At 73.7% G+C, this 24,739-nt stretch carries 18 protein-coding genes; 7 read left to right on the top strand and 11 right to left on the bottom strand.

Going from position 1 to position 24,739, the window contains the following annotated elements:
• The first annotated feature begins 127 nt into the window (after positions 1-127).
• Positions 128-2,689, top strand: coding sequence for an aminopeptidase N (pepN, locus tag ASE27_RS08220; protein ID WP_056648569.1), 2,562 nt, complete (start codon positions 128-130; stop codon positions 2,687-2,689).
• A 160-nt stretch (positions 2,690-2,849) separates the two neighbouring features.
• Here the strand turns inward: pepN and malQ are convergent, their stop codons facing one another.
• On the bottom strand, positions 2,850-5,030 hold the full coding sequence (malQ, locus tag ASE27_RS08215) for a 4-alpha-glucanotransferase (RefSeq protein WP_056648984.1): 2,181 nt from the start codon (positions 5,028-5,030) through the stop codon (positions 2,850-2,852).
• A gap of 217 nt (positions 5,031-5,247) precedes the next feature.
• Between malQ and ASE27_RS08210 the strand changes: the two genes are divergently transcribed.
• Positions 5,248-6,351, top strand: coding sequence for a mechanosensitive ion channel family protein (locus ASE27_RS08210; RefSeq protein ID WP_056648567.1), 1,104 nt, complete (start codon positions 5,248-5,250; stop codon positions 6,349-6,351).
• Positions 6,352-6,379: 28 nt separating this feature from the next.
• Here the strand turns inward: ASE27_RS08210 and ASE27_RS08205 are convergent, their stop codons facing one another.
• Positions 6,380-6,901, bottom strand: a complete 522-nt coding sequence (locus ASE27_RS08205) for a glucose PTS transporter subunit IIA (protein ID WP_082608694.1) — start codon at positions 6,899-6,901, stop codon at positions 6,380-6,382.
• Positions 6,902-6,910: 9 nt separating this feature from the next.
• Positions 6,911-7,141 (bottom strand): glucose PTS transporter subunit EIIB, encoded by a 231-nt coding sequence (locus ASE27_RS08200; RefSeq protein ID WP_056648565.1) that lies wholly within the window; start codon positions 7,139-7,141, stop codon positions 6,911-6,913.
• 266 nt (positions 7,142-7,407) lie between these two features.
• Between ASE27_RS08200 and ptsP the strand changes: the two genes are divergently transcribed.
• From ptsP to ASE27_RS08175, 5 genes are all read left to right on the top strand, one after another.
• On the top strand, positions 7,408-9,099 hold the full coding sequence (ptsP, locus tag ASE27_RS08195; protein WP_056648980.1) for a phosphoenolpyruvate--protein phosphotransferase: 1,692 nt from the start codon (positions 7,408-7,410) through the stop codon (positions 9,097-9,099).
• A gap of 144 nt (positions 9,100-9,243) precedes the next feature.
• Positions 9,244-9,642: a globin gene (locus ASE27_RS08190; protein WP_056648978.1), complete on the top strand. Its 399-nt coding sequence runs from the start codon at positions 9,244-9,246 to the stop codon at positions 9,640-9,642.
• Positions 9,643-9,703: 61 nt separating this feature from the next.
• Entirely contained in the window at positions 9,704-10,612 is a 909-nt protein-coding gene (locus tag ASE27_RS08185) for an acyl-CoA thioesterase II (RefSeq protein ID WP_056648976.1), read from the top strand.
• Positions 10,613-10,648: 36 nt separating this feature from the next.
• Positions 10,649-11,647 (top strand): DNA topoisomerase IB, encoded by a 999-nt coding sequence (locus ASE27_RS08180; protein WP_056648563.1) that lies wholly within the window; start codon positions 10,649-10,651, stop codon positions 11,645-11,647.
• A gap of 47 nt (positions 11,648-11,694) precedes the next feature.
• The gene (locus ASE27_RS08175; RefSeq protein WP_056648973.1) at positions 11,695-13,341 is read left to right on the top strand and encodes an SDR family oxidoreductase; all 1,647 of its coding nucleotides are present in this window, start codon (positions 11,695-11,697) and stop codon (positions 13,339-13,341) included.
• On the opposite strand, the gene ASE27_RS08170 is transcribed toward ASE27_RS08175, so the two are convergent.
• The 8 genes from ASE27_RS08170 to ASE27_RS08135 form a co-directional block, all read right to left on the bottom strand.
• Positions 13,325-14,146: a hypothetical protein gene (locus ASE27_RS08170; RefSeq protein WP_056648561.1), complete on the bottom strand. Its 822-nt coding sequence runs from the start codon at positions 14,144-14,146 to the stop codon at positions 13,325-13,327. The genes ASE27_RS08175 and ASE27_RS08170 overlap by 17 nt on opposite strands.
• A 70-nt stretch (positions 14,147-14,216) precedes the next feature.
• On the bottom strand, positions 14,217-14,723 hold the full coding sequence (locus tag ASE27_RS08165; protein ID WP_056648559.1) for a thioesterase family protein: 507 nt from the start codon (positions 14,721-14,723) through the stop codon (positions 14,217-14,219).
• A 91-nt stretch (positions 14,724-14,814) separates the two neighbouring features.
• A complete protein-coding gene (locus ASE27_RS08160; protein ID WP_056648556.1) occupies positions 14,815-16,401 on the bottom strand; it encodes a GTPase family protein in 1,587 nt (528 codons plus the stop codon).
• Positions 16,401-18,563 (bottom strand): dynamin family protein, encoded by a 2,163-nt coding sequence (locus tag ASE27_RS08155; protein ID WP_056648554.1) that lies wholly within the window; start codon positions 18,561-18,563, stop codon positions 16,401-16,403. The genes ASE27_RS08160 and ASE27_RS08155 overlap by 1 nt, the downstream gene beginning before the upstream one ends.
• Before the next feature lie 238 nt (positions 18,564-18,801).
• Positions 18,802-20,484, bottom strand: a complete 1,683-nt coding sequence (gene ettA / locus ASE27_RS08150; protein WP_056648551.1) for an energy-dependent translational throttle protein EttA — start codon at positions 20,482-20,484, stop codon at positions 18,802-18,804.
• A gap of 111 nt (positions 20,485-20,595) precedes the next feature.
• Positions 20,596-21,240: a single-stranded DNA-binding protein gene (locus ASE27_RS08145; protein WP_056648549.1), complete on the bottom strand. Its 645-nt coding sequence runs from the start codon at positions 21,238-21,240 to the stop codon at positions 20,596-20,598.
• A gap of 43 nt (positions 21,241-21,283) precedes the next feature.
• Positions 21,284-22,870, bottom strand: coding sequence for a GTPase (locus tag ASE27_RS08140; protein ID WP_056648547.1), 1,587 nt, complete (start codon positions 22,868-22,870; stop codon positions 21,284-21,286).
• On the bottom strand, positions 22,867-24,573 hold the full coding sequence (locus tag ASE27_RS08135; RefSeq protein ID WP_056648544.1) for a GTPase: 1,707 nt from the start codon (positions 24,571-24,573) through the stop codon (positions 22,867-22,869). Before ASE27_RS08135 ends, ASE27_RS08140 begins: the two co-directional genes overlap by 4 nt.
• Positions 24,574-24,739 lie beyond the last annotated feature (166 nt).

Genomic DNA, 24,739 nt, shown 5'->3' with positions numbered 1-24,739 from the left:
AACGTCGCCCGTGCCCCGGTCATTCCTGCAGGCCAGGCATGCTGCGCAAAGTCCGCGACCGGCCGGTCGCCGCGTGGGAGAATCGTCGTGGCCTACCGGCCAGCCCGATCCGTACTGAGGAGATGTTGTGCCCGGAGAGAACCTCACCCGCGCCGAAGCCGCCGAGCGCGCTGGTGTCGTCACCGTCCGTTCCTACGAGGTCGCGCTCGACCTCACGACCGGACCCACGACGTTCGGCTCGACCACGGTGGTGCGGTTCGCCGCGACCCCCGGGGCGAGCACCTTCATCGACCTGATCGCACCGACGGTCCACGAGATCACCCTCAACGGTGAGGCTCTCGACGTCGCGCAGGTCTTCGCGGACTCCCGCATCCAGCTGTCGGGCCTTGCCGCCGAGAACGAGCTCCGCGTCGTCGCGGACGCCGCGTACACCAACTCGGGCGAGGGCCTGCACCGCTTCGTCGACCCGGTCGACGGCGAGGTCTACCTGTACAGCCAGTTCGAGGTCCCCGACTCGCGCCGCGTGTTCGCCGCGTTCGAGCAGCCCGACCTCAAGGCCACGTTCCAGTTCACGGTCACCGCGCCGTCCGCCTGGCAGGTCGTGTCGAACTCCCCGACGCCGGCGCCCGTCCCCGCGACCCACGCGACCGACTCCACGGTCGAGGCCTCGACCTGGGCGTTCGAGCCCACGCAGGTCATCTCGACCTACATCACCGCGATCGTGGCGGGCCCCTACGTGGTCGAGCGTTCCGAGCTCACGTCGTCGGACGGACGCGTGATCCCGCTCGGCGTGTTCGCACGCAAGTCCCTCGCGCCGCACCTGGACGCCGACTACATCTTCGAGAAGACCCGCCAGGGCTTCGCGTTCTTCGAGGAGAAGTTCGACTACCCGTACCCGTTCGCCAAGTACGACCAGCTCTTCGTGCCCGAGTTCAACGCCGGGGCCATGGAGAACGCGGGCGCCGTGACGTTCACCGAGACGTACGTCTTCCGCTCCAAGGTGACCGACGCGATCAAGGAACGCCGCGTCGTGACGATCCTGCACGAGCTCGCGCACATGTGGTTCGGCGACCTGGTCACCATGAAGTGGTGGAACGACCTGTGGCTCAACGAGTCCTTCGCCGAGTGGGCCTCGACGCTCGCGACCGCCGAGGCCACCGAGTGGCACGAGGCCTGGACGACGTTCGCGGCCATGGAGAAGTCCTGGGCGTACCGCCAGGACCAGCTCCCCTCGACGCACCCGATCGTCGCGACGATCAACGACCTCGAGGACGTGCAGGTCAACTTCGACGGCATCACCTACGCCAAGGGCGGCTCGGTCCTCAAGCAGCTCGTCGCCTGGGTCGGCATCGACGCGTTCATGGCCGGCGTGGCCCAGTACTTCAAGAAGCACGAGTACAAGAACACCGAGCTGAGCGACCTGCTCACCGAGCTCGAGGCCACGAGCGGGCGCGAGCTCGGCTCGTGGTCGCGGCTGTGGCTCGAGACCGCGGGCGTCAACACCCTGCGCCCTGAGATCGAGCTCGACGCGCACCACCGCATCGTGTCGTTCTCGGTGCTCCAGGAGGCCCCGGCCGACTACCCGACGATCCGCCCGCACCGCCTCGCGATCGGCTTCTACAACGTGGTCGGCGGCAACCTGGTGCGCGAGCACCGCGTCGAGATCGACGTCGACGGCGTCCGCACCGAGGTCCCCGAGCTCGCAGGGCTCGACCGACCGCAGCTCGTGCTGCTCAACGACGACGACCTGGCGTACGCCAAGATCCGTCTCGACGAGTCCTCGCTCGAGGTCGCGATCGAGCACCTCGCGGACATCACGGACCCGCTCGCCCGCTCGCTCGTGTGGGGCTCGGTCTGGGACGCGACGCGCGACGGCGAGACCCCGGCAGGCGAGTACGTGCGCCTGGTCCTCGGCAACATCGCCCGCGAGACCGAGTCCACGACGATCCGCACCACGCTCAACCAGCTCGCGCTCGCGGCGAAGTCCTACGTGACGCCGGGCAAGCAGGCCGCGACGCTCGCGGTCGTCGGCGACGAGCTGTGGCGCCTGGCCCAGTCGGCCCAGGCCGGCACCGACGCGCAGTTCCAGTTCGTGAAGTTCTTCGCGCACCTGGCCTCGACGCCGGCCCACGCCGACGCGCTGCGCGGGCTGCTCGACGGGGCCGTGACGCTCGAGGGCCTCGAGATCGACACCGACCTGCGCTGGGAGATCCTCGAGGGCCTCGTCCTCCTGGGCCGTGCGGACCAGGCCGAGGTCGACGCCGCGCTCGCCCAGGACCACACGGCCACGGGCCAGCAGTCGGCCGCACGTGCGACCGCGACGGCCCCGACGACCGACGCCAAGCTCGCCGCGTTCGCGTCGCTCGTGGACTCGGACGAGGCGCCCAACGCGATCGTGCGCGCCACGACGCAGGGGTTCCAGCACGTCAACGACCCGGCCGTGCTGGCCCCGCTCGTCGAGAAGTACTTCGCCTCGCTCACCACGCTGTGGGCCGAGCGGAGCTACCACATCGCCGAGACGCTCGTCGTGGGGCTCTACCCCGCGCCGCTCGCGAACGCCGAGCTGCGCGACGCGACCCAGGCCTGGCTCGACTCCCACACCGACGCGGCCCCCGCGCTGCGCCGCCTGGTCGTCGAGAACCTCGCAGGCGTCGAGCGGGCGCTCGCAGCGCAGGCTGCGGACGTCTGAGGCTGACGCACCGCTGACGACAGGACGCCGGGGTGGAGGGGAAGGTCCCTCCACCCCGGCGTCCGTCGTTCCCGGCGCCTGCACGAGGTAGCGGGATCACGTCGACGTAGAGGGCCGGAACCCTCTGTCTCGACGGCAGGCCTCTACCCCGGCGACAGGATCAGGACAGCGCCTCGCGCATGACCTTCGCGAGCGAGAGCAGCCGGGCGTTGTCGAACAGGTCCTCGAGCAGCACCACGTTGCCGGACGGATCGCCCAGCGGCACCTTCCAGTTGGGGTACTCCTGGTCCGTGCCGGGCTGGTTCTGCGTGCGTCGCTCCCCCACGGCGTCCGCGAGCGAGACCCCGAGGAGTACCGCGGGCGACTGGGTGACCAGCACGTGCAGGGCCTCGACGAGCTCCCGCTCCGACGGGTCCTCGCCCACGAGCCCGCGCTCGACGAGCAGGCCGACCATCGTGTCGCGCTCCTCGCGCGCCTCACGGCGGACCACGTACGCGGGCTCGGTCAGCAGGCCGAGCCGTTCGCGCAGGTCCACGTGCTCGCCCGCGAGGTATCCGGCGGTCGGCGGCAGGTCGTGGGTCGTGATCGTGGCGAGCGCGAGCCGACGGTACGCCTCGGGAGGCAGCGGGCGCCCGCCCTCCCCCTTCTCGAACCACAGCACCGAGGTGCCGAGGATGCCGCGCTCGGTCAGGTAGTCACGGACCCAAGGCTCGAACACCCCGAGGTCCTCGCCGATCACGACCGCCCCGGCGCGCTGCGCCTCGAGGCACAGGATCCCGATCAGCGCCTCGTGGTCGTAGCGGACGTAGGCTCCCGCGTCGGCGCGCGCCGCTCCCGGGATCCACCAGAGCCGGAACAGCCCGATGATGTGGTCGACCCGGATCGCGCCCGCGTGCCGCAGCACGGTGCGCAGCAGGTCCCGGTACGGCGCGTAGCCGGCCTTGGCGAGCGCCTGCGGGTGCCACGGCGGCTGCGACCAGTTCTGGCCCTGCTGGTTGTACATGTCGGGCGGCGCGCCGACCGTCACGCCCCCGGCGAGCACGCCGCGGTGCGCCCACGCGTCCGCGCCGTGCGGGTGCACGCCCACCGCGAGGTCGTGCATGACGCCGATCGACATGCCGGCCTCGCGGGCCGTGCGCTGCGCGACCTCGAGCTGCTCGTCCGCGACCCACTGGAGCCAGCAGTAGAAGTCGACCTGGTCGTCGAGCTGCTCGCGCAGCGCCGCCACCCCGGGAGAGGACGGGTCGAGCGCGTACGGCGGCCAGTCCTGGTCACCGAAGTGGTCGGCGAGCGCGCACCACGTCGCGAAGTCCTCGAGCCCCTTGCCCTGCTCGGCGCGGAACGCGTCGAGCGCCGCCTGCCGGGCCGTCGAGCGCGGCGCGGCGAACACGACCTCGAGCGCAGCCTTCTTGGCCTCCCACGCGGCGTCGCGGTCGATCGGCCCGGGGTCGGAGCTGAGGTCGCGGACGGGGTCGAAGGCCCACTCGACGAGCGACCTGTCGGCCGCCGTGAGATAGCCCGTCTCGCGCACGTCCTCGACGCGGATGTACAGCGGGTTGACGAAGCGCCTGCTCGTGGGCAGGTAGGGCGAGGGCGTCATGGGGGTTCGTGGCTCGGCCGCGGCCAGGGGGTTCACGAGCACGAAGTCCGCACCGGCCCGGTGCGCGCCGAGCCATGCGAGGTCGGCGAGGTCCGCCAGGTCCCCGACGCCCCACGAGGCGCGCGAGCGCACCGAGTAGAGCTGCGTCATGAGGCCCCAGGCGCGGCCTCCTGAGCGCAGGGGATCAGGGAGCTCCAGGCGCTGCGGCGTCACGACGAGCGTCGCGCGGGACTGCGTGCCGTCGCTCGTCGCGTGGATCTCGTGCCACCCCAGGGGCAGGTCCTCGGGGACGGCGAAGGTCGCTCGGCCCACGGCGCGCCCGTCGACCGTGCGAGGCTCGACGTAGTCGTCGACCTGCGGCAGGTCGCGCCGTTCGCGCACCGCGGGGGCCGTCGACCGGTAGCCCGGCGCCTCGGGAGGCTCGAGCTCGACCCACACCTCGACCTGCGCGCCGTCCGTGACGTGCACGGGGAAGCGTGCGCCGACGCCCTGCCGGACCACGACCGTGGGCGGCAGCATCTGGCGCCACGTGTCGTCCTCGGAGTGCTCGAGGCTCACGGCGACCTTCTCGGGGGACGAGGCGGGCACCCCGAGCGCCTCGAGCACCGCGACGAGCGTCTGTGCGCTCACGGGGCGACGTTCCCCGTCGAACCCCCAGAAGTCGGGCGCCACTCCGTGGACCGCGGCCAGCTGGACCAGCGGTTCGGGCACGTCGGCCGTGACATGTTGGAGAGCGCTCACGAGGCGATCCTGCCAGAGCACGACCCGCTCGGCAGACCTTCGGCCCGGCGCGGCGCCGCGCCGGCCGCCGGGCCACGCCCCCACCCGCACCCGTGGCGTCCCGTCGCAGGTCCCTCACGGCGTCTGCGCAGACCCCGCCCATGCTCTCCTGGTGAGGCTCGTCACGCGGGGTGCGCGACGCCGTCGGGCGCCCTGCGAGGACCGGTAGCCTGCCGGGATGGCATCACCGACCCCGACCCCCCTCGACGACGTCACTGACAAGATCGCAGACCAGGCCAACGTCTGGCTCGAGTGGTTCCTCGGTGCTCCCCTCCGGATCATCCTCATCATCGCGATCGGCTCGATCGCGCTCGCCGTGGTCCGGCGCATCATCGGCAACGTCACCGAGCACATCGCGGACGGCACCCCGATCACCGAGCGGCGCGGCATGAAGGGCCTCAAGGGCCTCTCCGAGTCGCCCATGGGCACCATCCTGGTGCGCGCCAACCCGCTCGCGAGCGCACGCCGCGCTCAGCGGGCCCGGACGATCGGGTCGGTCCTGCGCTCGACCGCCAACATCCTGGTCGGGACGACCATCGTGCTCATGGTCCTCACCGAGCTCGGCATGAACATCGCGCCGTTCCTCGCCTCGGCGGGGATCGTGGGCGTCGCGCTCGGGTTCGGCGCCCAGAGCCTCGTCAAGGACTTCCTGTCCGGCACGTTCATGCTGCTCGAGGACCAGTACGGCGTGGGCGACTCGGTCGACTTCGGGGTCGTGTCCGGGACGGTCGAGGAGGTCGCGCTGCGCGTGACCAAGGTCCGTGACGGCGACGGCACCCTCTGGTACATCCGCAACGGCGAGATCCTGCGCACGGGCAACAAGTCGCAGGAGTGGGGCCGGGCCTCGGCCGAGGTGCACGTCGCGTACTTCGCGGACCTCGACGAGGTCCAGCGGTGCCTGCGCGAGGCGGGCGCGGAGGTCGCCGCCGACCCCGTCCTGGGGACCTACCTCCTGGAGCAGCCGACCGTGTCCGGCATCGAGTCCATGAGCCCCGAGGAGCTCGTGCTCAAGGTCAGCGTCAAGACGCAGGCCTCGATGCAGGGCGAGATCTCCCGGGCGCTGCGCAAGGCGGTCCGCGAGCGCCTCGCCGCGGCGCACGTCCCGATGGCCGGCGCCGAGGACCCCTCGACGACCGAGGCGGCCCCCGCGGACCAGCTGATCGTCCCTGTCCACGGGACGCCGCCCGCCCAGGTGTCGGCTCCCGCGGCCACGCCCCACGACGCGGCGCGTGCGGACGCCCCGCGCGAGGCGCCCCAGGACTCGCCGATGGCCGAGCGGTAGCCGGAAGCCGGTCGTCGGGCAGCGAGCCTCAGGACCAGGTCAGGACGGGTTCGCCCGCTGCGACCTGCGTCCCGGGTGCGACGAGCAGCGTGAGCAGCCCGGGATCCCCCTGGAGCGCGACCACCGGGCACACCGTGGACAGCCCGAGCGAGGCCACTCGCGCGGGCTCCCAGGTGATGAGCGTCGCGCCCGCGACGACCCGTTCGCCCGCCTCGACGTGGAGCCGGAAGCCCTCGCCGCCGAGCCGGACGGTGTCGATGCCGAGATGCACGAGGACCGTGCGTCCGTCACCGGTCTCGAGCGCGAACGCGTGCGGGAACAGGGACCCGACGACCCCCGCGGCCGGCGACACGACCGCCGAGACCCCGGTCTCGTCCGCGCGGGGTTCGATCGCCAGCCCGGGTCCCACGAACTCCTGGGCGAACACCGGGTCAGGGACGTCCGCCAGCGCGACGACCGTCCCGGACAGCGGCGCTGCGACAACGAGGCCCGGCCCATCGTCCGGCGAGCCGGGCCCCGTGGGCCGTGCGTCGTGTCCGCTGCGGGGCATCTGCTCGCGTCAGCGCAGGGTGTCGAGCTCGGCGGCGAGGTTGTCGGCCTCCGGGCCGACGATCACCTGGATGATCCGCCCCGACCGCACCACACCGAACGCCCCGGTGGCCTTGAGCCGCGCCTCGTCCACGAGCGTCGGGTTGGTCACCTCGACACGCAGCCGGGTGATGCAGGGTTCGAGGTCGACGACGTTCTGCTGTCCGCCGAGCGCCTCGAGGATCTGCTGTGCCTTGCTCATGTACGAACTCCTGACTCCTGTGCTGCGGGCGCCGTTGCCTGTGCGAAGGACTGCGAACAGGCCTCTTTCCTCCACCCTAGTCTCAGTCCGTGCCCGGGGGGCGTGAGGCGTGCGGGCGATTTCTCGGCGTCCTCGCACGCCCGACGGCGCCGCTCGCCTCGTGCGCGGCGGTCACCGCCCGCTTGGCGGTCCGCGTGCGGCTGGGGAACACTGCGGGAGAGGACACCGGCCGACCGCCGGACCCGACCAAGACCCTGGAGGACGACGTGGCCAGCGAGGTACAGCGGACCATCACCGGTATCGGGGTGTGCCCCGGCAAGGTCGTGGGACCGGTCGTCTTCCTGCCGGAACCGCTCGCGGAGCCCTCGCCCGGGCTCCGGTTGCGCCCCACCGCGGACCTGCAGGCCGAGGCCGACCGCATCCCGGTGGCCGCCGCTCAGGTCCAGGCGGACCTCGAGCGGGCCGCGGCGAGCGCGACGGGCGACACGCGCGACGTCCTCGAGGCCACGGCTGCCATGGCGGCCGACCCGACGCTCGCGGCCGACGCCGCGCGCCGCGTCATCGACGAGCACCTGATCGCCGAACGAGCCGTCTGGGAGGCCGCCGAGTCCGTCGCCCAGCAGTTCGAGGCCCTGGGCGGATACTTCGCCGAGCGCGCGCGCGACATCGCCGACGTCCGCGACCGGATCGTCGCGGCGCTCTCGGGCAGGCCTGCCCCCGGCGTACCCGACCACCCCGAGCCGTTCGTGCTGGTCGCGCTCGACCTGGCCCCCTCGGTGACCGCGAGCCTCGACCCCGCCCGCGTCCTCGCGATCGTGACCGACGGCGCCGGACCCACCTCGCACACCGCGATCGTCGCGAACGCCATGGGTATCCCCGCGGTCGTCGCCGCGACGGGCGCGAGCGAGGCGCTCGCCGCCGGCGACACGGTCCTCGTGGACGGGTCCGCGGGCACGGTGCTGGTGCACCCCACCGACCAGCAGGTCGCCACTGCCCGGGCTCTGGCGGCGACCGTCCGCACGTTCTCGGGCGAGGGGCGCACGGCCGACGGCCACCGCGTCCAGCTCCTGGCCAACATCGGCGACCCTGCGGGAGCCGAGCCCGCCGCGGCGGCCGGAGCCGAGGGAGTGGGACTGTTCCGCTCCGAGTTCTGCTTCCTCGACCGCGAGCAGCCGCCCACGACCGAGGAGCAGGTCTCGGCGTACCGCACGGTCTTCCACGCGTTCGCCGGGCGCAAGGTCGTGATCCGCACGCTCGACTCGGGGGCCGACAAGCCGTTGCACTTCCTGTCGGTCGACGACGAGGAGAACCCCGCGCTCGGTGTGCGCGGCCTGCGCACGGCCGAGAAGTGGCCCGAGCTCCTCGAGCAGCAGCTCGAGGCCATCGCGATCGCCGCCGCGGCTGAGGAGGCCGAGGTCTGGGTCATGGCCCCCATGGTCTCGACCGTCGCCGAGACCGAGTGGTTCGTCGCGCGCTGCGCGGCGCACGGCCTCGAGACCGCGGGCGTCATGATCGAGGTCCCGAGCGCGGCCCTGCTGGCCGGCCCCATCCTCGCGCGAGCCCACTTCGCATCGATCGGCACCAACGACCTGACGCAGTACACCATGGCGGCCGACCGTCTCCTGGGGTCGCTCGCCGAGCTCTCCGACCCGTGGCAGCCCGCGGTGCTCCAGCTCGTCGCCGCCACCTGTCGCGGTGGGGACCTGCAGGGACGACCCGTCGGCGTGTGCGGCGAGGCGGCCTCGAACCCCGTGCTCGCGGCCGTGCTCGTCGGGCTCGGGGTGTCCTCGTTGTCCATGACCGCGCGGGCGATCCCGGACGTCGCCGCGCTGCTCGGCGCGGTCACGATCGGCCGGTGCCGTGAGGTCGCCCAGCTCGCGCTCGCCGCCGAGAGCGCGACCGGCGCGCGCGCCGTCGTGCGGGCTGCCCTGCCCCAGCTCGACGAGCTGGGGCTGTGAGGTGCACGGGAGCGGCGAGCGTCACGTCGTGACGGCACCCCCGGGCGTGACGCCGGGTGGGATGATGGCGGCGTGACCAGCGATCCTGTTCCCCACCCCGGCGCCTCGCCCGCGCCGCTCCCCGTGAGCGCCGCCGCCCCGCGGCTGCGCGAGTCGCTCGCCTCGACCGGCTCGTTCTACGACGAGATCGGCGGGCACGAGACCTTCGTGAAGCTCGTCGACGTCTTCTACGCGGGCGTCGCGGCGGACCCGGTGCTCAAGCCCATGTACCCCGAGGAGGACCTCGGCCCGGCCAAGGTCCGGCTGACGACGTTCCTCGAGCAGTACTGGGGCGGGCCCACCACGTACTCCGAGCAGCGCGGGCACCCGCGCCTGCGCATGCGCCACGCGCCGTACAAGGTGAACCCCGACGCGAGGGACCGCTGGCTCGCCCACATGCGCGCCGGCGTCGACTCCCTGGACCTCGCCCCGCTGCACGAGGCCACGCTCTGGGACTACCTGGAGCGTGCCGCCCACTCGCTGATCAACACCTTCGAGGAGTGACGTGACCGACGTGACGGCCCCCCGCGCCGACCAGTCCGAGCAACGCGACCAGACCCAACCCCTGCGTACCAAGGTCACGGCCGACGAGCTCGCCCGTGACCCGCTGGGCAACCTGCTGCGCGCGCTCCAGCTCGAGGAGAAGCCGGCCGACGACTCGCGCTCGGACGGCGCAGACGTGCGCTTCGGCGGGTTGAGCGTCGACCAGCCCAACGCCCGGATCTACGGCGGCCAGGTGCTCGCCCAGGCGCTCATGGCCGCGGGCCTGACCGTCGAGGGCGACCGCCGTCCCCACTCGATGCACGGCTACTTCCTGCGCGCGGGCGACCTCGACGCCCCCATCGAGTTCGCGGTCGAGAAGCTGCGCGACGGCCGCTCGTTCAGCGCGCGCCGCACCCACGCGGTGCAGCACGGCAAGCCGATCCTGTCGATGATCGCCTCGTTCCAGGAGGAGCAGGACGGCGTCGAGCACACCTCGCCCATGCCTGAGGCCCCGGACCCCGAGACGCTCCCGTCGGCGTTCGACGAGCTCGGCAAGATCCCGCACCCCGCGGCCCGTTCGCGCTCGCACGAGGCCGCGTTCGACCTGCGGCACGTGGGCGGCTCGCTCTACCTGGGGCCCGGCGCCGAGCGCACCGACCAGCAGATGGTGTGGATGAAGGCGCGCGGCCCCGTCGAGGGCGACCAGCTCCTGCACCGCGCCCTCATGGCGTACGCGTGCGACCAGATCATGCTCGAGCCCGTGCTGCGCAAGACGGGGTCGAGCTGGGTCACGCCCGGGGCGTCGATCGCGAGCCTCGACCACGCGATGTGGTGGCACCGTGACGCACGCGTCGACGAGTGGCTGCTCTACGTCCAGTCCTCGCCCAGCGCGCAGGGCGGGCGCGGCCTCGGCGCCGCCCGGGTCTTCACGCGCGACGGGACGCTCGTGGCGAGCATCGCGCAGGAGGGCATGCTGCGGCTGCCGGTCTGACGGGCGAGCCGCCGGGACGCGGGGCAGGATGACCGGATGGTCCGCCTGCGCCGTGTCTCGGTCTCCTCGCCCGGGTACGGCCGACGCCGCCACGGGAAGGGCTTCTCGTACCTCGACGTCGACGGGTCGCGGCTGACCGACCCGGACGAGGTCGCGCGCTGCACGCGCCTGGTCGTCCCGCCCGCCTGGTCGGACGTCTGGATCTGCCGGTACCCGGACGGGCACATCCAGGCGTTCGGGTACGACGACGCGGGGCGCGGTCAGTACCTGTACCACGACCAGTGGCGGGAGCGCCGCAGCCGCCGCAAGTTCGACCACGTCCTCGCGGTGGGCGCCCGCCTGCCTGCGGCTCGCCGCCGCGTCGCCAAGGACCTCGCGCTCGACGGGATGCCGCGGGACAAGGTCCTCGCTCTCGCGTTCCGGCTCCTGGACCTCGCGTACTTCCGGGCCGGCAGCGAGGCGTACGCGAAGCAGAACGGCAGCTACGGGCTCGCGACGCTGCGCACCGAGCACGTGCGCGTGCGGCGCGACGGCTCGGTCCACTTCCGCTACCCCGCGAAGTCGGGCCAGGTGCGCGACGTCGTCGTCGAGGACGAGCGCGTCCGCGAGGTCGTCACGACGCTCGTGCGGCGCCGCGGGGCCGACGAGCTGCTCGCCTGGCGCGAGGAGACGCCCGACGGCGTGGTCTGGCACGACGTCACGAGCACCGACGTGACCGGGTACCTCAAGGACCGCCTGGGCGAGGACGCGACGGCGAAGGACTTCCGGACCTGGCACGCGAGCGTCCTCGCGGCCCGCGCCCTGGCAGAGGCAGGCGACCCGCCCCGCTCGGCCCGCGCTCGACGGGCCGTGGTCGCGAGCGTGGTCCGGGACGTCGCCGACGAGCTCGGCAACACCCCGGCCGTCGCGCGGTCGTCGTACGTCGACCCGCGCCTGATCGACCTCTGGGAGGCCGGGCGGACCATCGCGCCGCTCCTGGGCAAGCGCCGGAGCCAGGCCGCGGTGGAGCGTGCGGTGCTGGACCTGCTGGCCTGACCCGCGGGTCGCGAGCGGCCGCGCCCCGGGTCACCATGGGGAGCATCATGACTCCAGCCGACGACACCGCTCCCCCGCCGACCGCGACCGCCCCTGCCGACCTGCCGACCGCGGGCTCCGCGCCGGCCCCCCTGACCGTCGCCGTCACGGGCGTCACGGGGTACGTCGGTGGCCGCCTGGTCCCCGAGCTCCTGGATGCCGGGCACCACGTCCGGGCGCTCGCCCGGCGGCCCGAGCGGCTGGCCGGACGCGACTGGGCACGCCGCGCGGACCTCGTGCAGGCCGACGCGTCGGACCTCGACCAGATCCGCGACGCGCTCCGAGGGGCCGACGTCGCGTACTACCTCATCCACTCCCTCGGCACGGGCAGCTCGTTCGCGGCCCGCGACCGGCGCACCGCGCTGACCTTCGCGCAGGCCGCCCGCGAGGCGGGCGTGGGCCGGATCGTCTACCTGGGCGGCCTGTTCCCCGACGTCGACGACGCCGAGCTGTCCCCGCACCTGGCCTCGCGCAAGGAGGTCGGGGAGATCCTCCTCGCCTCCGGGGTCCCGACGACGGTGCTCCAGGCCGCGGTGATCCTCGGCTCGGGCTCGGCCTCGTTCGAGATGATGCGCTACCTGACCGAACGGCTGCCCGCGATGACGACGCCGCGCTGGGTCGACAACCGCATCCAGCCGATCGCGATCCGTGACGTGCTGCGCTACCTGGTCGGCAGCGCCACGATGCCCGCGGACGTCTCGCGTGCGTTCGACATCGGCGGTCCGGACGTCCTGACCTACCGGCAGATGATGCAGGGCTACGCCCAGGTCGCCGGGCTCCCCCGTCGACTGATCGTGAGCGTCCCGGTCCTGACCCCGCGGCTGTCGAGCCACTGGGTGGGCCTCGTGACCCCCGTCCCCGCGAGCATCGCGCGCCCGCTCGTCGAGTCGCTCGTCCACGAGGTCGTGTGCGACGAGCACGACATCGCGCGGTACGTCCCGGACCCTCCCGGCGGGCTGATCGGCTTCCGGCGCGCGGTCGAGCTCGCGCTCGAGCGCATCCACGACGGCGAGGTGACCACCCGCTGGTCGTCGGCCGCGGTCGAGGGCGCGCCGAGCGACCCGCTGCCCTCGGACCCCGACTGGGCGGGCGGCTCGCTCTACGTCGACGAGCGGCGCCGCGTGGTCGACGCCCCGCCCGACGTCCTCTGGAAGGTCGTCGAGTCGATCGGGGGGCAGGGCGGCTGGTACTCGTGGTCGCTCGCGTGGCGGGTCCGCGGGCTCATGGACCGGTTGTCCGGCGGGCCGGGCCTGCGCCGAGGGCGCCGGGACGAGAACACGCTCGTGGTCGACGACGTCCTGGACTTCTGGCGCGTCGAGGCGATCGAGCCGGGGCGCCGTCTGCTGCTGCGCGCCGAGATGCGGCTCCCCGGCCTGGCATGGCTCGAGCTGCGCGTGGACGAGGCGGCCGAGGAGGTCACGGGGCCCGACGACGTCGGCCCCGCCCCCGAGGACGCGTCCGGCCCGGGCCGGACGTACTTCGCGCAGCGCGCGCTCTTCCACCCGCACGGGCTCGCGGGCCAGGCCTACTGGTGGTCCGTCAAGCCGTTCCACGGCGTGGTGTTCGGAGGCATGCAGAAGAACATCGCCGAGGCCGCCGAACGGGCAGCCGCCGCGACGCGCACGGCCGACCGGGTCGTCACTCCTCCGCGGTGAGCATCCGGTCCACGAGCGCGAACGCGGTCTCGCTCACGACCATGCCCGCGAGGGTCACGTCCGTGAGGTCCGCATAGTCCTCGATGAGCTCGCGGATGTCCTCGTCGAGCACGCCAGGCCGGTGGACCGCTCCGCGCGCCGGGACGGCCCCCGAAACGAGGTCGAACGCGAGCGAGGCGATCGCGGCGAGCAGGGGGTCGTCCGAGGCGATGAGCCGGGCGATCGCGGCCCGTCCGGCGAACGAGGTCGCCTCGCCCGTGACGGCCTGGACCGCGAGCAGCGCGACCTGCAGTGTGCGCGGCCCACCGAGGAACGCGGCGTCCAGGCCGGGCAGCAGCTCCTGCGCGGCGAGCAGGACCTCGAGCTGGAGGTCGACCTGCTCGGCGGGCTCGCCGGGCAGGTGCGCGGCCCCCATGGTCAGCAGCAGGAGCGCGACGCCGCTGCGGACCTCCTCGGCCAGCCCCTCGTCGCGCACGACCGCGGCCAGCACGCGCAGCGCGGGCAGCGACGCCTCGTAGAGGGCACCGTCGTGGTTGACGACCTGCCACAGCAGGTCGAGCGCCTCGTCGCGCTCGGGTCCCTCGGGCCCGACGACGGCGCGCACCAGGGCAGGGAACGCGTCGGCCGGGCCGAACGCCCCCTGGAGCCCCTGCCAGTCCACGGCGTCGAGCTCCGCCTCGACCTCGGAGACGGGAGGGATCACCCGCCGGTCGGCAGGCACTGCAGGCGCGGCGATCTCGGGTTCGACGGTCTCGCGTTCGGCGGTGACGGCCTCGGCCTCGCCGACGACCTCTACGGTGTCCACGCGCGCATCATGACATCTACCGGGGACATCCGTCACCGTCGGGTTCGTCACCACCCCTCTCAGCACCTCGTCAACGTCCCCTGCGCCGGAACTCCAGCGGGTCCTCGACGAACGGCTGCCAGGCCGCGCGCTCGGCGTCGGTGATGCGCCGCGGGGCCCCCGTCGACGCGTCGACGACCACGATCGTCGTCGCGGCCTTGGCGTAGGGGCGGCTCCCGATCGAGGGCCCGGTGCGCTCCGAGGGCTCGGGCCACTCGGTGTGCACCTCGTAGCAGACCTCGAGGCTCGCCCCGCCCAGGTGCCCGAGCCACATCTCGACGCGCACGGGGCTGCGCGTGAAGCCCAGCGGCCGCAGGTACTCGATCTCCTGGCGGGCGACGAGCGTGTGCGAGGTCGCGTGCGGGCCCGTGTCGAGCACGGCCGTGGGCCAGCTCTCCTCGACCGTGGCCTCGGGATGACGCCAGAAAGCCGTGATGCGGGCGTCCTCGAGGAGCCGGAGCATCTCGACGTTGTTGACGTGCTGGTAGGCGTCGAGGTCGGACCAACGCAGGGCGACGGGGACGTGCAGGCGGGTCATGGAAGTCCTTTCTTCGATTCCGCAGGGCCTCGCACCACGTCGCGGCCGATGGCTCGGGACGTGGGGGCACCCGGGCCACCCTACGCCCGCCTCACCCCGCCGCGATATGGGCAGCCACGCGGCACGTGGTCAGGGCCGACAGCTCCTCGGCCACGGGCAGGCGCACCTGGCCGTCCGCGACCCGTCCGATGCTCTCCCGCAGCCTGCGCCGGGCGCGCGCGGCCCGCCGTCGGGCACCCAGCGCCCCCGCCAGGCGCGAGACGAGCGCCACGACCAGACCGACCAGCGCCCCGCCCACGACCATGAGCGTGGGCCACGGGAAGCCGCGCCAGGTCGGCGTCTCGGGGGCAGGCAGCTGGAGGTACGCCAGGACCGCGAGCACACCGAGCCACACCAGCCCCGCCACCAGCACGCCCAGCACGACCCACTGGACGAAGCTCACCACGCCCCACCAGAGGGGGCGCCGCGTGGCCTCGAGCTCGGTGCCGGCCACGGCGAGGTCGAGCGCGTCGTCCAGACCGTCGGTGCCCGCCGCGACCCGGGCCCGCGCGGCGAGCACCCAGTCCTCGGGCGCGCCCGTCGTCATGGTGCCGACGTACTCGCGGACCGCGACGTGGGCGCGGGCAGCGAGCGTGGGCGAGGCGGGCGGGAGCGAGGTGCGCGCGAGCTCGGGCCGGTCCGTGCCGCGCGTCAGGCCGAGCCTGCGCAGCGGGTCCACGCGCAGCCGCCCGATCCAGCGCGTGGGGGGCCAGCCGGTCGCGGCCCGGGCGCGCCGGTTCGCCGACCCCCGCACGGCGTCCACGACCGTGGGCACCCCGGCCGCGGCCTCGAGCGCGTCGACGAGCCGCTCGCGCGCGGCCTTCTGCGAACGGTCGGGGACCTTGTCGCCGCACGCGTCCGCGATCCGTGCCGCGACCGTGCGCAGGTCCGCGACCATGCGTGCGACGGCCGCCTCGCGCCGCGCCGCAGCCTGGTCCAGGAGGGTGTCGAGCTCGTCGATCCCCTGGCCCGTGGTCGCCGAGACGCCCAGCACGCGGGCCGCCGCGAGCCCGTCCTCGGCCACGAGGCGGCGCAGGTCCGCGAGGCACGCGGTCGCCTCCTCGGGGGTCAGCCGGTCGATCTGGTTGAGCACGATCACGACGACGTCGCCGTGCCCCGCGAGCGGGCGCAGGTAGCGCTCGTGCAGCGCCGCGTCGGCGTACTTCTGCGGGTCCACGACCCACACCAGCAGGTCGACCCGCTCGACGAGCCGCTCGGCGATCGCCCGGTGCTCGGTCTCGACCGAGTCGTGGTCGGGCAGGTCGAGCAGCACGAGGCCCCGGGTGGCCACGGTCGCACGGTCGGCGGCGTGGTGCCGGTCCCCGACCTCGAGCCAGCTCAGGAGCGGGTCCGCGCCCGGGCCCCAGACGACCGCCATGGGGCGCGACGTCGTCGGGCGCGTGATGCCCGGGCGCGCGAGCGGCGCCCGGGCGATCGCGTTGAACAGCGACGACTTGCCCGAACCGGTCGAGCCCGCGAGCGCCACGACCGTGTGCTCGGCCGACAGCGCGCTGCGCGTGGCCGTGCGCTCCAGGACCGCTCGGGCGTCGTCGAGGAGCGGGGCGGGCAGGCGGCCCTCGCCCGCGGAGACCGCGGTCTCGAGCGCGGCGACCCGGTCGGCGAGGTCGAGGCGGGCCATCAGCGCCCGTCCCCGGGCTCGTCGGTCGAGGGCTCCTCGGTCGCGTCGGCCGGGCGCGCGCCGAACAGGCGTCGCCAGAAGCCGGGGCGCTCGGTGCCCGGCGCCTCGTCCGCGGGGGCGTCGGGGGTCTGCGGGTCGCGCACGTGCGCCCCGCGCAGGGCCCCCGCCTGCCCGACGACGGAGCCGGGGTCCTGCGCGCCGTTCACGTCCGCGGCACGGGCCTTCTGCTCGCGCCGCGCGGCCCGGCGCACCTCCTCGGCCGCGGCTCGCAGCGGGGTACCGGTCGCGTCCCCCGTGCCGAGCGCGTCGAGCTGGGACGTGAAGCGTCGGGCCTCGCCGTCAAGCACGGCCCCTACGCGGGCCGAGAGACGGTCCTGGGCCGTGCGCGTGAGCCGGCGCACGGCGTCGTCGCCGAACACGGCCTCGAGGAGCTTCTGGGCGAGCACCGCCGTGCCCCCCGCGATGCCGAGCTCGGCCCCGGTGATCCCGCCCGTCGACGCGAAGACCAGGACCATGAGCGAGACGCCCAGCCCGTTGAGCCCGAACGACAGGGCGCGGGCCGTGCCCCGCTTGGCCGCGGCCTGCTCGCTCACGAGCGCGAGGACGTCCGCCTGCCAGCCCCGGATCTCCTCGGCGACCCGCGTGCGCAGCGTGCCCGACGCGCGGGACAGGTCCAGCCCGTCGAGCAGCGCGGCCCCCGAGGGGTCGGCACGCCATGCGCGGTAGCTGCGCTCGGCGGCCTCCTCGGCAGCGTCGAGCACGACCGACTCCAGCCCGTGCGTGATGGCCTCCTCGACCTCGGGGACCTTGCGCCCCTTGCCGCGGAAGAAGCCGCTGACCGCGTCACGGACCGAGCCGACCTTCTGCTCGACGGCGCGGAAGAACTCGCCCGTCCCGACGAAGTCCTGCCAGCGAGAGAGCACCTCGCCGCGCAGCATGGTGCCGTCGCTCGTCGCGGCGAGGATCGTCCGACGCGCGTCCTCGTACGCGGCGTCGACGGCTGCGCGCAGGTGCCCGTCGGCCTCGTGCTGCGCGTCGACCGCGCCCGCGAGGTCGGTCGCGCGGCGCACCAGGTCGTCGACCACGCCGTCGCGCGTCGCGTCGATCACGGCCGAGCGCGCGCCCGCGTCGCCACCGAGGGCCGTGAGCCAGCGCGAGATCTCCCCCACCGCGGTCTCGGGGAGGAGCCCGTCGACGAGCTGCGCCTCGGGCACCAGGAAGATCGGCGCGTGCCCGAGCCCGTTCTCGGAGGCCAGGCGGTGCAGGTCCGCGCCCACGGCCTCGGCGCCGGGGTCGACCCGGTCGAGCACGAGGGCCACCTGGGCGCGGCGGCGGGCGGCCTCGTGGAGCAGGTCCCACGGCACGGCGTCGGCGTAGCGCGCGGCCGTCGTGACGAAGAGCCAGAGGTCCGCCGCACCGAGGAGCTGTGCCGCGAGCTCGCGGTTCTCGACCACGACCGAGTCGACGTCCGGTGCATCGAGGAGCGCGAGGCCCTGCGGCAGGACCTCGGACGCGACCAGGCGCACCGCGCGGTGCGACGACGCGCCGTCGGTGTGGTCGACCGCACCGGTCACGCGGGCGAGCCCGGGCAGGATGCGGTCGGTGCTGAACCAGCGCCCGTCCAGGGGATGGTGCACCAGCACGGGCGAGCGCGTCGTGGGACGCAGCACCCCGGGCGTCGTGACCTTCTCCCCCAGGACCGAGTTCACGAGCGTGGACTTGCCCGCTCCCGTCGAGCCGCCCACGACCACGAGCAGCGGGGCGCTGCGGGCTCGCAGGCGCGGCAGCAGGTAGTCGTCGAGCTGGTCGACCGCGAGCGCGAGGGTCCGACGGTCCTCCTCGACCCCGGGCGTCGTCAGCGGCAGGCGCTGCGCGGTGAGCTCGCCGCGCAGGACGTCGAGGGCCGCGACGAGCTCGTCCGTGCCGGCCTGCGGAGCGCGCACGAGCGACCGCTCGACCACCGGGTCTGCGTCGGCGACGTGCCGACCGTGACCGCTCTCGTCGAGCGAGGGGCCGGGCGCCGGGGCGCCGAGGTCCTGACCAGTTCCGCCGGGACCCGCGCCGGTGCCGGGCGCGCCCGGCCCGTCGCCGCTCGTGCGCGCGGCACCGCCGTCGGGGTCACCGCCGACGGTCCGGCCTGCGTCGTCGCTCGGGATGGTCATGGGCCTCAGTCTGCCGGACCCGGCAGCCGAGCGACCGGTGAGCGCGCCGCGGGCGCCGGGTGACGTCGGGCCGGAGCGCGTGGGGCCGGACGGGACAGGCTTGACCGGCCGGGCAGGGAGGAGCGACGAGGGCGGCCGGTCCAGCCCGCGGGGCGGCACGGTCCACGCGAGAGGGCCCCGACGAATCCTCGTCGGGGCCCTCTCCGCCGCCGGCAGGGCGGCACGCGTCAGCGACGGGTCAGTCGCGCGTCAGCTTGCGGTACGTGACGCGGTGCGGGCGCGCGGCGTCCGCCCCGAGGCGGCTGATCTTGTTCTCCTCGTACGAGGCGAAGTTGCCCTCGAACCAGTACCAGTTCGCCGGGTCCTCCTCGGTGCCCTCGTACGCGAGGATGTGCGTCGCGACGCGGTCGAGGAACCACCGGTCGTGCGAGACCACGACGGCGCAGCCGGGGAACTCGAGCAGGGCGTTCTCGAGCGAGCCGAGGGTCTCGACGTCCAGGTCGTTGGTGGGCTCGTCGAGCAGCAGGAGGTTTCCACCCTGCTTGAGGGTCAGCGCGAGGTTCAGACGGTTGCGCTCACCACCCGAGAGCACGCCGGCCGGCTTCTGCTGGTCCGGCCCCTTGAAGCCGAACGCCGCCACGTATGCCCGGGAGGGCATCTCGACGTTGCCGACCTTGATGAAGTCGAGCCCGTCCGAGACGACCTCGAACAGCGTCTTCTTGGGGTCGATCCCGCCACGCGACTGGTCGACGTAGGAGATCGACACGGTCTCGCCGACCTTGAGGTCGCCGCCGTCGAGGGGCTCGAGGCCCACGATCGTCTTGAACAGCGTCGTCTTGCCGACACCGTTCGGACCGATCACGCCGACGATGCCGTTGCGCGGCAGCGTGAAGCTGAGACCGTCGATGAGCTTGCGCCCGTCGAAGCCCTTCTGCAGGTTCGAGGCCTCCAGGACGACCGACCCCAGGCGCGGGCCCGGCGGGATCTGGATCTCCTCGAAGTCCAGCTTCCTGGTGCGGTCCGCCTCGGCAGCCATCTCCTCGTAGCGCGCCAGACGCGCCTTCGACTTGGTCTGGCGGCCCTTCGCGTTGGAGCGGACCCACTCGAGCTCGTCCTTCAGACGCTTCGCGAGCTTCTGGTCCTTCTTGCCCTGGATCGCCAGGCGCTCCTGCTTCTTCTCCAGGTACGTGGAGTAGTTGCCCTCGTAGGGGTACAGGCGCCCGCGGTCGACCTCGCAGATCCACTCCGCGACGTGGTCGAGGAAGTAGCGGTCGTGGGTCACGGCGAGGATCGCGCCGGGGTACGACGCGAGGTGCTGCTCGAGCCACAGGACCGACTCGGCGTCCAGGTGGTTGGTGGGCTCGTCGAGGAGCAGCAGGTCGGGCTTCTCGAGGAGGAGCTTGCACAGGGCGACACGGCGACGCTCACCACCCGAGAGCACCGACACGTCGGCGTCCGGCGGCGGGCAGCGCAGCGCGTCCATGGCCTGCTCGAGCTGCGAGTCGAGGTCCCACGCGTCGGCCGCGTCGATGGCCTCCTGGAGGGTGCCCATCTCGGCGAGCAGCGCGTCGAAGTCGGCGTCCGGCTCTGCCATGAGCGCCGAGATCTCGTTGAAGCGGTCGAGCTTGCCCTTGATCTCGGCCACGCCCTCCTCGACGTTGCCGAGGACCGTCTTCTCCTCGTTCAGCGGCGGCTCCTGCAGCAGGATGCCGACCGAGTACCCGGGCGAGAGCCGGGCGTCGCCGTTCGAGGGTTGCTCCAGCCCGGCCATGATCTTCAGGATCGTGGACTTACCGGCACCGTTGGGGCCGACCACACCGATCTTGGCACCGGGAAGGAAGTTCAGGGTGACGTCGTCGAGGATGACCTTGTCACCGTGCGCCTTGCGCGCCTTGTACATGGAGTAGATGAACTCAGCCACTGGCTCTGTTCCACCGTTCGATCGCTCGCGGGATGCTGTGCGCCCGCCCCGGACCCGGGGTGCCCCAGGTGGGGCGGGCGTCTTCGACCCCTCAGCCTACGCGGTCGGGGTTCAGCGCGTCGCCAGGAGCTCGCGGGTCACGTCTTCCGGGTCGACGTCTCCGTCCTCGTCGTCCGCGTGGCCGTCGTCCGCGGCGAGCAGCCCGAGCGCGTCGTCGACCAGGCCGTGCTCGGCGTCGTCGTCCTCGGTGACGGGCTCCCCCAGCGCGCCCAGGTCCCACTCCGTGTCGCCGCCCGCCACAGCGAGGAGGCCCGAGGTGTTCTCGCTGCCGGCCCCCGGCTCGGGGGCGGCGGCCGCCTGGCCGTGCGCGGCGCCGTCGGGCGTGGTGGGGCGGTGGACCGTGGGCGAGAAGCGCGCCTGTCCCCGCGTGAGGTCCGGGCCCAGGGCGCTCGCCTCGATCACGAGGTTGGTGCGAGGCCCCTCGGGGCTGGTCCACTCGTCGACAGCGAGACGCCCCGTGACGACGACCGCGTCGCCCTTGCGCAGCGAGGCCACGACGTTCTGGGCCATGCCCCTCCACGCCTTGACGGTGAACCAGATGGTCCGTCCGTCGACCCACTCGCCGCGCGTGCGGTCGAGGTAGCGCGTGGTGCTCGCGATGCGGAAGCTCGTGAAGTCGTTGCCGGTCGGGGACGCGAACAGCTTGGGGCTCGTGCCCATGAAGCCTGCCAGCGTGACCGTGACGTCGTTGCCCATCGTTCCTCCTGGGTGCGGGGCCGGCCTGGTGCCGACCGCGACCTCAGGCTGACGGTTCGCGCGCAGCGGTGTCCGGGGACGTCGAGCCGTCTGTGGACGGAGCGACCAGATCGTGGGCTGTGGGCAAGCTCAACGCCCCGGTGAGCGGTGCGGTCCTGCCCGTGTCGCGTGCGGACTGGGCGAGCTCGCGCACGCGCCGGTGCTCGTCGAGCAGCTTCTGCGTGGGCTTGCCCATGGTCTCCTGGACCACTCGCTCGACCGCTCCGCGGCCCGAGGCCAGCACGGTCGCCTCGCGCCGACGGGCCAGGGTCCGACGGATCTGGATCCCCGCGAGGAAGAAGCCGAGCGCCACCAGGACCGCCGCGCCCGCCACGATCGCGGACGCAGCGACGATCGTCCGGTCGAGGTCCAGCACGCCCGACGAGCTGAGGATCGCGAGCGCCCCCGTGACGACGGCCACGCCGATGGCCACGAGCGCGGTCGTGCGCGTGGCACGGGCCGAGGACGGCCCGCGCGTGTCGAGCGAGACCTTGGACAGCGCCCGCTGGGTGTCCTCGACCAGGCGGTCCGCCGGGGCGACGGCCTCGTCGAGCGCCTGCTTCCAGCCCGGGCGCAGGGACTTGCCGGCGCGCGCCAGCCACCGGCTGCGCGAGAGCGCGACCGCGTCGGTCTGCGGCGGCGCGAACTCGGGGCGGCCGTACCCGTTGCGCACGGCCGCGGCGACCTGACCTGCCACGGCCGAGAGCCCGGTCGCCTCGCCGATCGCGGAGACCTCCTCGTCGACCGCGGTGCTCATGGTCCACGGCACCTCGCCCGGGGTCTGCTCGAGCAGCAGAGCCCCCGCACGGTCGAGCTCGCCCGCGACCCGGCTCGCAGCCACGCTGCGTCGGGCCACGGCCTGCTGCAGCAGCTCACGCACCTGGCCGAGCCCCTCGCCCGTGCGGGCCGAGACCATGGTCACGTACACCCCGGACAGCCCGTCCTCCTCGAGGAGGCGACCCATGTCCGCGACGAGGTTGCCGCGCTGGGTGGTCGGGACCGTGTCGATCTGGTTGAGCGCCACGACCATCGACGCCTCGAGCCCGACCGACTTCTGCAGGTAGCCCGAGTGCAGCGCGTCGTCGGCGTACTTCTGGGGGTCCACGACCCACACGAGCAGGTCCACGAGCGGCAGGACGCGGTCGACGACCGCCTGGTGCGCGGGCTCGATCGAGTCGTGGTCCGGCAGGTCGAGCAGCACCAGCCCGTCGAGACCCTCCTCGGCGTCCCCGTCGAGCTCGCTGCCCCGCGTGATGCGCCGCTCCGGGTCGACCTCGAGCCAGTCCAGGAGCGCCGTGGCCTGGTCGCTCCACGAGCACGCCGTGATGCGGGCCGTGGTGGGGCGCTTGGCACCGACGTCGGCGAAGTTCAGGCGCGAGATGCGGTTGAACAGGCTCGACTTGCCCGAGCCCGTGCCGCCCGCGAGCGCCACGACCGTGTGGTCGACGCCCAGGGCGAGGCGCTCGCGCACCCCGCCGATCGCGGTCCGGATGCGGTCCGCGACCTCGGGGTCGAGCCGGTCGCCCGCGAGGTCGAGGGCCTTGCCGAGGTCGTCCGCGCGGGACCTGAGCTGAGAGTCGTGGGACGTCATGAGAGCCTCCTGAGCTCAGCGAGGCGCAGGCGCAGCCCGACGGCGGCATCCGGCGCGAGGGCGGGGATGTCGAGGCGTTCCAGCAGGTCGACGGGTTCGCGGGCCACCATCGCGGCGGCGCGGTCGGCGAGGTCCGAGGCCAGGGTCTGCGCCGAGGCGACCCCCGGCTCGCCGAGCAGGGCCTGCACGAGGCGCGTGGCGTCGTCGACCCCTGCGGCGGACGTGAGGAGCAGCGCGACGAGCCCCGTGGGCCCGAGCGCCTTGACCGCGGCCTCTGCCCTGCGGTTCTCGGCGCTGTCCTGCGGGGTGACGCCTGGCTCGTCGATGCCGCGCAGGGCCTCGACCGCGCGCTCGGCGACCGAGACCCACTCGTGGACCTGGGTCGCGGCGGCCTTCTCGCGCGCCGCCTCACGGGCCGGGTCGCCGTGCTCGGGCGCGAACGCAGGACCCCCGGGAGGCGCGTCCGGGCCGGTGAGCGCGGCGCGCAACGCGTCGTCGGCGCTCGAGCCGGCAGCGACCAGCGTGCGCGTCGCCGCGGCGCGGACCTCGTCGAGGAGCGGTCCGAGCGCTGCCTCACGTGCACGCCCGCGGCGCTTGGTCGAGCGCGCCAGCCCGTGGCGCACCTTGAGACGGTCGATCTTCTCGGCGCTCGCGAGCTGGGCCCAGCGTGAGGCGACCGAGCCCTCCGCGACGACGCCCGCGGCGACGGACGCACGGGCCGAGGCCTCGGCGTCGGGCAGGGCCTTCTCGATCGTGCCGCGCAGCACCTCCGCGGCCTCGACCTGCTGCTGGACCGCGTCCGCGATGCCCGTGACCCACGCCGGGAGCGCGGCGAGCGATCCCTTGAGCGTGCGCACGATCACGGCGCGCGACCTGTCCGGCCCCGCGAGCATGGTCAGCCACCGGGCGATGGGGGTCACGGTCGCGCGGTCGAGCATGCCCTCGTGCGGCCCGACGTCGGGGATCACGAAGAGCGGCACACCCTCCATGCCGTGCTCGCGCAGGCGGGCCAGGAGGTCGCCACGGATGGTCGTGAGGTTGTGCTGCGGGACGCGGTTGAGGACCATCGCGACGCTCGCGCCACGCTCCATGGCCTGGCCGAGCGCGACCCAGGGCAGCGCGTCGCCGTAGCGCGCCGCCGTGGTCACGAAGAGCCACAGGTCCGCGGCCTCGAGGAGCTGGGCTGCGGTCGAGCGGTTCTCCGCGAGGAGCGAGTCGAGGTCCGGGGCGTCCAGGAGCGCGGTGCCGCGCGGGACGCCGTCGTGCTCGACGACGCGCGACATCGCGGTCGTGGGGCTGTGGACCAGGACGTCGACGTCGAGCGGGTTGTAGGCGAACACCGGCTCGCGCGTCGTGGGGCGCAGCACGCCCGCCTGCGAGACCTCCTCGCCCAGCAACGAGTTGTACAGCGTCGACTTGCCCGCGCCCGTCGACCCGGCGATCACCACGACCGCCGGGGAGGACAGCTCCTTGAGGCGCGGGAGCAGGTGCTCGTCGAGCTGGTTCAGCAGGCGCCGGCGGGCAGCCTCCGCCTCCTCGACCCCGTCGAGGACCAGCGGAAGCTCGACCTCGGCCACGTCGCGGCGCAGGTCACGGCCCACGTCGAAGACCGTCGTCCCGATCTCCTCAGGGGTGTTGCCGGGCGTCCTGCCCGAGGCGGGGGTTGCCCGCGGGGCACGGTCGGCAGCATGTCGGGTCGTCACCCGTTCATCTTCTGTGGTTCCCGAGGCGATGCCAAACGCGCGCGCCGGTCGCGGGGCCGCGGACTGCCGAGGAGCCGGGTGAGGTGGGCGGGCGGGTCCGCGCGGGACCGTCCGCGACACGACCGTCTCGCGCGCGTGCGCGCAGGTCACGGCCGGATCCCACTAC

The organism is Oerskovia sp. Root918 (genome assembly GCF_001428945.1).
Taxonomy (GTDB): Bacteria; Actinomycetota; Actinomycetes; order Actinomycetales; family Cellulomonadaceae; genus Oerskovia; species Oerskovia enterophila.
This window is presented reverse-complemented; position numbering and strand designations above follow the sequence as displayed.